Raw genomic sequence first — 235 nt, forward strand, 5'->3', positions numbered from 1 at the left:
GGTGTAATGCGGGTATCGACAATCTGATTAACAAACGAGCTGTTGGCTCCGTTTTCCAGCAAACGCCGCACGAGGTAGGCCAGCAAATCGCGATGTTCGCCCACCGGGGCGTAAATACGACAGCGGGTGCCTTCGCGCTTCAAGACTTCATCATGAAGTGCTTCTCCCATACCATGCAGTCGCTGCAGTTCAAACTGATGCTTGCCGACGTGCTGGGCAATCCGCAAGACTGCCG

General features: G+C 55.3%; 1 protein-coding gene. It reads right to left on the minus strand.

Annotated features, from left to right (window positions below):
• Positions 1 to 235: proline dehydrogenase family protein (locus Q4563_RS22715; RefSeq protein WP_303606160.1), on the minus strand; the 235-nt coding region annotated here is incomplete at both ends.

It is taken from the genome of Gilvimarinus sp. 1_MG-2023 (assembly GCF_030548285.1).